This window comes from Bacillus sp. P4_D3 (assembly GCF_056401855.1).
This window is the reverse complement of sequence record NZ_JBFUIN010000455.1, coordinates 1-2,516: the sequence shown is the minus strand read 5'-3', so window position 1 is coordinate 2,516 and position 2,516 is coordinate 1. Positions and strand designations below refer to the sequence as shown.

Annotated in this window: 4 protein-coding genes and 1 pseudogene; 2 read left to right on the top strand and 3 right to left on the bottom strand. The window is 32.0% G+C overall.

Annotated elements, in window-relative coordinates; all coding sequences use genetic code 11:
* Positions 1-111 precede the first annotated feature (111 nt).
* On the top strand, positions 112-417 hold the full coding sequence (locus AC1DTM_RS22640) for a YolD-like family protein (protein WP_050567235.1): 306 nt from the start codon (positions 112-114) through the stop codon (positions 415-417).
* Positions 418-429: 12 nt separating this feature from the next.
* The gene (locus AC1DTM_RS22635) at positions 430-852 is read left to right on the top strand and encodes a DUF1801 domain-containing protein (protein WP_002110021.1); all 423 of its coding nucleotides are present in this window, start codon (positions 430-432) and stop codon (positions 850-852) included.
* A 242-nt stretch (positions 853-1,094) separates the two neighbouring features.
* On the opposite strand, the pseudogene AC1DTM_RS22630 reads toward AC1DTM_RS22635, so the two are convergent.
* The 3 genes and pseudogenes from AC1DTM_RS22630 to AC1DTM_RS22620 form a co-directional block, all read right to left on the bottom strand.
* Positions 1,095-1,163 (bottom strand): annotated as a pseudogene (locus tag AC1DTM_RS22630) (DinB family protein); the annotation flags it as partial.
* 87 nt (positions 1,164-1,250) lie between these two features.
* Positions 1,251-1,811, bottom strand: coding sequence for a nucleoside/nucleotide kinase family protein (locus AC1DTM_RS22625; RefSeq protein WP_088099109.1), 561 nt, complete (start codon positions 1,809-1,811; stop codon positions 1,251-1,253).
* Positions 1,812-1,864: 53 nt separating this feature from the next.
* Positions 1,865-2,377 (bottom strand): GNAT family N-acetyltransferase, encoded by a 513-nt coding sequence (locus AC1DTM_RS22620; RefSeq protein WP_477000933.1) that lies wholly within the window; start codon positions 2,375-2,377, stop codon positions 1,865-1,867.
* Positions 2,378-2,516 lie beyond the last annotated feature (139 nt).

The following is a 2,516-nucleotide window of genomic DNA, read 5'->3' as shown; positions in this document are numbered from 1 at the left end:
ACTTCCAACACTTCCAGCCCTGCCATACCATATTGGATGCTGTTGATCAAGAATTAGATATGTATAATATGTATCATCTCTTATTTTTTATGGCTTTTTACGATTTAGGTCTTGATAACGAATGACCAATATGCCGAACAATACGAAAGAATTAGAGAAATGCTGAATGATTTGAATAAAGTACCGAAACCAATTGTAACTGAAGATATGAAAGAACAACTGCAAATATGGCTTGTGCAATCACTACAAAACAAAGAGGAAATATTGATTTCATACTATCGTGACGGGATGGTCCACGACATGTACATAAATGTATTACATATCGAGCCGATGACGAGAACTGTGTATTGCACAGATACGTTTGGTTTGAATATCGAGTTTAAGTTTTATGTTAAAATAAATTTATTCAGAGAATAGGAGGGTACATATATGTCTGAACCAAAGATGAAAGAAACTGAAAATAGTGTAATTGAATTTATTGAAAGTGTGGAAAATGAGAAGAAGAAGGCAGATGCCTATCAGTTATTAGAAATTTTTGAAGGAGTAACTGGTTACGAYGCTAAAATGTGGGGCCCTAGTATTATTGGCTTTGGTAGCTATCACTATAAGTATGCATCAGGACGTGAAGGGGATGCGCCTTTAGTGGGTTTTTCACCAAGAAAGGCGAAAATTAGTCTTTATTTGACTTACGAAAGTGAGGAAAGAGAAAAATTATTAGAAAACTTTGGTAAACACACGAAGAGTAAGGCTTGYATTTATGTTAATACATTAGCTAATATCGATATCGATGTTTTAAAGGATTTAATTAAACATACAGTAAAAACATATCAGAATCTTTATCCGAACGAATAAAGTTATTGCTTGATTTTAAGGGGCTGTGAACAGTTTGTCTACTTCCATTTTGATTCCAAAATTCTTTAAGGTTCTGACTTTATCGATTTCCCTCTATTTATTTGTGAAGCAAATTATATTAAATTAACAGGTAGTGTTAGTTCAATTAGGTTGATAACATATTACGCTAAAAAACGCTCAGAAAAATCTGAGCCTTTTCGCTTACCATTTATATTGCTAATTTACTTTTAAAATCTATACTAATTAAGTTGTTCACACCACTTAAACCATTCTTCTCTTACTTGCCAATTATATTGAAATAAAGTGTACACACTTATCTCTCCCCTACCCCACTGGTCCACTTAACGGCATCTATAATATAATGTGGCTCATCCTTTTGTACATATTCCTCTATACATTTAATCATTCACAATCACTTTTCTTCGATTAAGTTCCTCTAGTGTACGATCAATTATTTCCTTTACAGATAAAGATCCATCCAAGACAATATCTGAATTTGGTTTAACAGTATGAATTGCCTCTAAATAAGCTTTTCTCGCATGTGTCATGTAATGTTTCAAATCATTATGTATTTCACTCATTGTATCTTCATTAAAATCTCGCAAAATCCTTCTAGCCATCGCAATATCTAAAGGTGTGTCGATAAATATAGTTACATCAATGAATTCTCCTATTTCTCTATTTAAGTATGCAAAAGGATAATCTACAATAATATAGTCCAAATTACTATCTCGTATAAGATGCTGAATATCCTGGACTAGTGGTGTTAGTACCCACTCATCATAATTCGCCCCATCATCAATCCATTTACAAATATCAGCAGGACAGTTATCAAATTTATAACTATCAAAGTATAGAGCCTTTGAATTCGTTAGCTCATGCGTTAAACTTTCTGTAATTGTAGTTTTCCCCCCTCCTGAAACGGCTGCAATTGAAATTATTTTTGTTTTTTTATTCATGATTTCCCACCAAACCCCTTTAGTTAACATAACATAATTATAAAGAACCGTTGTTAGTTATTGTTCCATTCATATTCTAACATACTCATTTCCCATAAGTTCCAATACGTTTCTCCTACTTTTTTTGCCTCTCTTAATAAACCTTCTTTTACAAATCCTATTTTTTCGTAACATGAAATGGCTGACGTATTAAAATCATAAACACCAAGAGTAACTCTATGCAGTTTCAATTCTTCAAAAGCAACCTGAAGTACTGCTTTCATCATATATTTCCCTATTGAATGTCCTCTCATTTCCGTATCACCAACTAACACTTTTCCAATTCTAGCAGATTTATTTATATTATCTATTTGCCCAAGTGAAATATGACCAATAACTGCTTTAGTCTCTTCATCTATTATTTTGAATGCCAGTGTGTTTACACTTTCTGCATATTTCTCTAATTGCTGTTCATTTAAAGGATATGTAAATGCACTTCCTGACCATTGTATTAAGAATTCTTCGGAATCGATCCAATTAATTAATTGTTTKAAATCAGTTCTTGTAAATTGTTTCAGCTTGATCACTCTCATTCTCCTTTCACACAACCTTTTATACACCTTCAAATTTATTTCTATATAAAAAATATATTCCCTTTTAAATAAAATAAAAAGCCATTCATAAGAATGGCTTAGCATAAATAAAGCATAATTACTCTTTATTTGC

Bases quoted from the DNA above. Each gene is read 5' to 3' on its own strand.
- AC1DTM_RS22625 (WP_088099109.1), bottom strand. From the start codon at position 1,811: ATGAATAAAAAAACAAAAATAATTTCAATTGCAGCCGTTTCAGGAGGG.